Genomic DNA, 5,650 nt, shown 5'->3' on the forward strand with positions numbered 1-5,650 from the left:
GGCCTGGGCCCGCGGCGGCCGCCCGGTGCCCGGCGCGTGGCGCGACGCCGCGCCCGAGCAGGTGCGCCGCCCCGATCAGGTGCCCGGCGCGGGCGGCGACCCCTGGCAGGCGGTCGCCCTGGCCCGCGACCCCGGGCGCCCCACCACCCTGGACTACGCCGCCTGCCTGCTGGACGACTTCCAGCGGCTGCGCGGCGACCGGGTGTCGGGCGACTGCCCGGCCATCGTGGCCGGCCTCGGCATCGCCGATGGGGTGCCGGTCATGCTGATCGGGCACCAGAAGGGCCACGACACCCGCCAGCTGGTCGCCAGCAACTTCGGCATGGCGTCCCCTGCGGGGTTCCGCACCGCCGCCCGGCTGATGACCCTGGCCGGCAAGCTCGGCGTGCCGGTGGTGACGCTGATCGACACCCCCGGCGCGTACGCCGGGGTCGAGGCCGAGGCCGGTGGGCAGGCGCACGCCATCGCCGCCAACCTGCGGCTGATGGCGCGGCTGCCGGTGCCGGTGGTGGCCGTGGTCACCGGCGAGGGCGGCTCGGGCGGCGCGCTCGCGCTCGGGGTCGCCGACCGGGTGCTGGCGCTGAGCAACGCCGTCTACTCGGTGATCAGCCCCGAGGGCTGCGCCGCCATCCTGTGGCGCGACCCGGCGGCCGCGCCGAAGGCCGCCGCCGCGCTGCGCCTCGGCGCCGCCGACCTGCTGCGGTACGGCGTCGTGGACGGGGTGATCCCCGAGCCCGAGGGCGGGGCGCACCGCGACCCCGCGCTCACCGGGCGCCGGGTGCGCGCCGCGGTCACCGCGGCCCTGCACGAGCTGATCCCGCTGGACGCGGCCGCCCTGGTGGCCGCGCGGCACCGCCGCTACCGCCGGTTCGGCACCGGCCCCGCCGTCTGACCGTCCCGACGACCCCGATCACCCGATGGTGAGCAGTGAGAGGAGCCGTGCATGACAGCCGACACCACCCGCGCCGGCGACCGGAGCGGACCGGGCGACGACGCCGCGGAACGGGTACTCGCCTGGGTCGTCCGGCACGCCACCCGGCTCGGCGAGGCCGCCCCGGTGCCGCTGCGCAGGATCAGGGTGTCGACCGCCGAGGTGGCCGTCGACGTCGAATGGTCCCCCGCGCAGGCCCGTCCGGGCGCGCCCCCCGGCCCCGCCGCCGCGGCCGAGGAGGCGGCCGTGGCGCAGGAGGAGGGCATGTGGATCCGCTCTCCGATGGTCGGCACCTTCTACCGTTCCCGCGAGCCGGGCGCGCCGCCGTTCGTCGAGGTGGGCGACCTGGTGGAACCCGGGCAGCAGGTCGGCATCGTCGAGGCGATGAAGCTCATGAACGCCGTCCAGGCCGAGCACCGCGGACGCGTCAGCGAGATCACCGCCCGCGACGGCAGCCCCGTCCAGTACGAGGAACCCCTGCTCTCCCTGGTCCCGGCCGACTGACGCCGCGGCCGGGACGACGGCCAGGGCGGCGCCCGCCACGGGCGCCGGGAGCCCGGCCCGCCCCTCACCGGCCACCCGAACCCGCCGGAGCCCTCACCGGGGCCCCGCCTGGAGCTTGGAGCCTGTAGCGCGATGTTCACCACAGTTCTGATCGCCAACCGGGGCGAGATCGCCTTGCGCGTGCTCCGGACCTGCCGCGAGATGGGAGTGCGGGCGGTGGTCGCCCACTCCACCGCCGACCGTGACTCGGCGCCGGTGCGCCTGGCCGACGAGGCGGTCCAGATCGGGCCGCCCGCGCCGAGGCGCAGCTACCTCAGCCCCGCCGCGGTGATCGCCGCCGCGTTGCAGACCGGGGCCGACGCCATCCACCCCGGATACGGGTTCATGTCGGAGAGCGCCCAGTTCGCCGAGATCTGCCAGGCGCACGGCCTGACCCTGATCGGGCCGCCCGCCCCGGTGATCGCCCGGCTCGGCGACAAGGTGTCGGCCAGGGAGTTCGCCCTGACGGCCGGGCTGCCGGTGCTGCCGGGCAGCACCGGGCCCGCCGGGTGCCCCGCCGAGGCCGCCAGGACCGCCGAGGAGGTCGGCTACCCGGTGGTCATCAAGGCCAGCGCCGGCGGCGGGGGCCGCGCCATGAAGGTGGTGCAGGAGGCGGGCGAGTTCGCCGCCGCGTTCGCCGCCACCCGCCGCGAGGCGCTCGCGCTGTTCGGCGACGCCCGGGTGTACGTCGAGAAGTACCTGGACGCGGCCCGGCACGTGGAGGTGCAGGTGCTTGCCGACGGGCACGGCAACGTGGTGCACCTGGGGGCCCGGGACTGCTCGGTGCAGCGGCGGCGGCAGAAGCTGATCGAGGAGACCCCGCCGCCCGGCCTGCCCGCGGGCACCGTCGAGCACCTCGGGGACCTGACCGTGCGGGCGGCCCGCGCCGCCGGGTACGTCGGCGCCGGGACGTTCGAGTACGTGCTGGACGAGGACGGCGCGTGCTACTTCATCGAGGTCAACTGCCGGCTCCAGGTGGAGCATCCCATCACCGAGATGGTGACCGGGATCGACCTGGTGCGCGAGCAGCTGCTGGTCGCGGCCGGGCAGCGGCTGGCGTACCGGCAGGAGGACGTGACGTCGACCGGCGTGTCCATCGAGTGCCGGGTCAACGCCGAGGACCCCGCGCGGGGGTTCCTGCCCACTCCCGGGGTGCTGGAGGAGTTCGTGCCGCCGGGCGGGCCGTTCACCCGGGTGGACACCCACGCCGCGCCCGGCCTGGTGATCACCGCCGACTACGACCCGCTGATCGCCAAGGTCTGCGTGTGGGCGCCCGACCGCGCCCAGGCGATCGCCCGGGCGCAACGGGCCCTGGAGGAGTTCACCATCACCGGCCCCGGCGTCCGCACCGACCTCGGGTTCCTGCGCGAGGTCCTGGCCCACCCGCTGTTCCGCTACGCCAAGCACACCACGACGCTGGTGGACCAGATGATGTCCACCCCCATGACCTGAGCCGCCCGCGACGCACCTGACGCCGCGAGTGCCCTGGGATGGAGAGGCGGGCGGAGGGCCGCCGTGCATCGAGAGGGCGGGGCCCGCCGCGGGGCGTTGCGGCGCCCGCGGCGTTCAGGACGGGTCGCAGGGATCGTCGAGGGGGCCTTCGGGGGTTTCGGGGAAGGCGGGGACGCCGGCGATGGCCTGGCGGAGCACGACCGAGGAGCCGCCGGGGCGGCGGGTGATCCGCACCTCGTCGCACAGCTGGCGCATCAGCCACAGGCCCCGGCCGCGCAACCTGTTCAGGCCGGGGTCGCCGGCGTCGGCGTGCGCGGGCACCAGGCGGCCCGCGAAGTCGCGGACCTCGACCGTGACGGAACGGCCGTCACGCCAGACGCGGACGTGCCCGTTCCCCCCGGCGTGGTCCAGGACGTTGGCCGCCGCCTCGTTCACCGCCAGCACCAGGTCCTGCAGGCGCACCCCGCCCATTCCGGCCTCGGCGGCGTAATCGCGGATCCATGATCGCAGGGCGCTCAGATCATCGGTGATCGGCCACTCCGCGGACCTAGGTCCACTGCCCTCCACCGGCACCCCTCCCACGCCAATCTTCGTCCGTCCGGCGAGCGTCCGTCACAGCGACGACCATAACGCCTGGCGCCCCCGCGCACCGCGCGGGCCACCACCTCCACTTCGCGGCGGCGGCCGGTGCGGATTGCTCGAAGACACCCCCGGCCCCCGTCCCGGACCGCCATGCCCCGTCCCGCACGGCGTCACACGTCGCCCCACCGGCCACTTGCGGAACGGCGCGAGCGCCGCCGGTCAACGGGGAGAGGACAATGGAGTGACCGATCATGAGGGGGGAGCCGTGCGGGTCGCGATCCTCGGACCGCTGCGCGTGACGGCCGCGCACGGCGAGGTGGAGATCACCGGGACGCGGCTCAGGGCGCTGCTGATCCGCCTTGCGCTGGACCCCGGGCGGCTGGTCACCACCGCCCGGCTGATCGACGACCTGTGGGAGTCCGGGCCGCCCGCCAACCCCGCCGCCGCCCTGCAGTCCCTGGTGTCCCGCCTGCGCCGCGTCCTGGCCGAGCGCGACGCCGTCGTCTCGCACCCCGCCGGTTACCGCCTCGGCATCCCCCTCGAACACGTGGACGCCTGGGCCTTCGAACGCACCGCCACCCGGGGCCTCACCGCCCTCCGCGACCGCGACATCCCCCTGGCGTCCCGCGAACTGCACCGCGCCCTGTCACTGTGGCGCGGCCCCGCCCTCGCCGACGCCGCCGCGTACACCTTCGCCGCCGCACCCGCCGCCCGCCTGGAGGAGACCCGCCTCACTGCCTTGGCCGCCCGGATCGACACCGACCTCGCCCTCACCCCCTCCACCCCGGACGATGTCACCGAAACCTCCGCCCGCCCGCCGTACGCCCTTGGCGGTGGAGCGGCCGCGCTGGTGGCCGAACTGGAAGAGCTGGTGACCACCCACCCGGCACGCGAGCCCTTCCACGCCCGCCTGATCCTGGCACTGTGCGCCGCCGGCCGCCGCGCGGACGCCCTGGACACCTACGAACGCCTCCGCGCCGCCCTCGCCGACCGCCTAGGAGTCGACCCAGGCCCCGAGCTCAGACAAGCCCACCTGACCGCCCTCCGCACGTCCCCCCCAGACACCCCCCTGGAGCCGCCCCACCTCCGGACTCCAGCTCCACTGGAGCACCGCACCGCCCCCGCCCCATCCCCCCTCGACCACGACCCGAGCACCCCCCCATCCCCCCGACCAGCCGCACACCACTTTCCTTTCAGCCCCACACCAGAGCCCCTCCATCGACGCCAGGGAAACCTCCCCGTACCACTGACAAGCCTGGTAGGCAGAACAGAGGACCTGACCCGCATCGGAAGGCTCCTGACGGAGGCCAGACTGGTCACCCTCACCGGCCCAGGAGGCGCCGGCAAGACCCGCCTGGCAGTGGAAGCCGCCAGTAATTCGACCACACCAGACGGCCCATGGCTGGTCGAACTGTCCTACCTGTCCCACCCACCGAGCGATATAACGGCAGGTGATGTGACAGCCGGGGGCGTATCGGCACCCAAGACAGAGACGGGAGACGCACCGGCGGAGGCAGGGCCGGACGCGGCACCCAGGGGCGCACCGGCAGGGGGTGTATCGGCAGGGGGTGTATCGGCAGGGGGTGTATCGCCGGGGGGTGTATCGCCGGGGGGTGTATCGCCGGGCAAGACAGAGACGGGTGACGTACTGGTGGGGGCGGGGCCGGACGTAGCGTCGGGGGACGCACCGGCCGGGGGTTCACCAGCGGGCAAGACAGAGACGGATGGCGTACCGGTGGAGGCGGGGCCGGACGCGACAGCGGGGGACGCACCAGCGGAGGGCGCATCGGCCGGGGATGTATCGCCGGGGGGTGTATCGCCGGGCAAGACAGAGAAGGGTGACGCACCGGTGGAGGCGAGGCCGGACGTCGCGTCCGGGGACGCACCAGCCGGGGGCTCACCGGCGGGCAAGACAGGTACGGATGGCGTACTGGTCGGGGCGGGGTCGGACGCGATAGCGGGGGATGCACCAGCGGAGGGCGCATCGGCCGGGGATGTATCGCCGGGGGGTGTATCGCCGGGCAAGACAGAGAAGGTTGACGTACCGGTGGGGGCGGGGCCGGACGTGGCGTCCGGGGACGCACCGGCGGGGGGCTCACCGGCGGGCAAGACAGGGACGGGTGGCGTACCGGTGGGGGCGGG

Annotated in this window: 5 protein-coding genes; 4 read left to right on the forward strand and 1 reads right to left on the reverse strand. The window is 75.1% G+C overall.

All coding sequences use genetic code 11. The features are described from left to right. From accA to ACFP1K_RS40785, 3 genes are all read left to right on the forward strand, one after another. Positions 1–892: acetyl-CoA carboxylase carboxyl transferase subunit alpha (gene accA / locus ACFP1K_RS40775; RefSeq protein WP_380763912.1), on the forward strand; the 892-nt coding region annotated here is incomplete at its 5' end. Positions 893–943: 51 nt separating this feature from the next. Further along, positions 944–1,435: an acetyl-CoA carboxylase biotin carboxyl carrier protein gene (locus tag ACFP1K_RS40780; RefSeq protein WP_380763914.1), complete on the forward strand. Its 492-nt coding sequence runs from the start codon at positions 944–946 to the stop codon at positions 1,433–1,435. Positions 1,436–1,567: 132 nt separating this feature from the next. After that, on the forward strand, positions 1,568–2,926 hold the full coding sequence (locus ACFP1K_RS40785; protein WP_380763916.1) for an acetyl-CoA carboxylase biotin carboxylase subunit: 1,359 nt from the start codon (positions 1,568–1,570) through the stop codon (positions 2,924–2,926). Positions 2,927–3,040: 114 nt separating this feature from the next. Here ACFP1K_RS40785 and ACFP1K_RS40790 read toward each other — a convergent pair whose 3' ends face one another. Further along, entirely contained in the window at positions 3,041–3,493 is a 453-nt protein-coding gene (locus ACFP1K_RS40790) for an ATP-binding protein (protein WP_380763918.1), read from the reverse strand. Positions 3,494–3,749: 256 nt separating this feature from the next. Here ACFP1K_RS40790 and ACFP1K_RS40795 point away from each other — a divergent pair. Next, on the forward strand, positions 3,750–5,650 hold a 1,901-nt coding region (locus ACFP1K_RS40795), incomplete at its 3' end, for an AfsR/SARP family transcriptional regulator (RefSeq protein ID WP_380763919.1).

The organism is Sphaerisporangium aureirubrum (genome assembly GCF_042658925.1).
Classification (GTDB): domain Bacteria; phylum Actinomycetota; class Actinomycetes; order Streptosporangiales; family Streptosporangiaceae; genus Sphaerisporangium; species Sphaerisporangium aureirubrum.

Excerpts from the sequence above, each read along its gene's own strand:
- ACFP1K_RS40780 (WP_380763914.1), top strand. The coding sequence starts at position 944 with ATGACAGCCGACACCACCCGCGCCGGCGACCGGAGCGGACCGGGCGAC.
- ACFP1K_RS40785 (WP_380763916.1), top strand. The coding sequence starts at position 1,568 with ATGTTCACCACAGTTCTGATCGCCAACCGGGGCGAGATCGCCTTGCGC.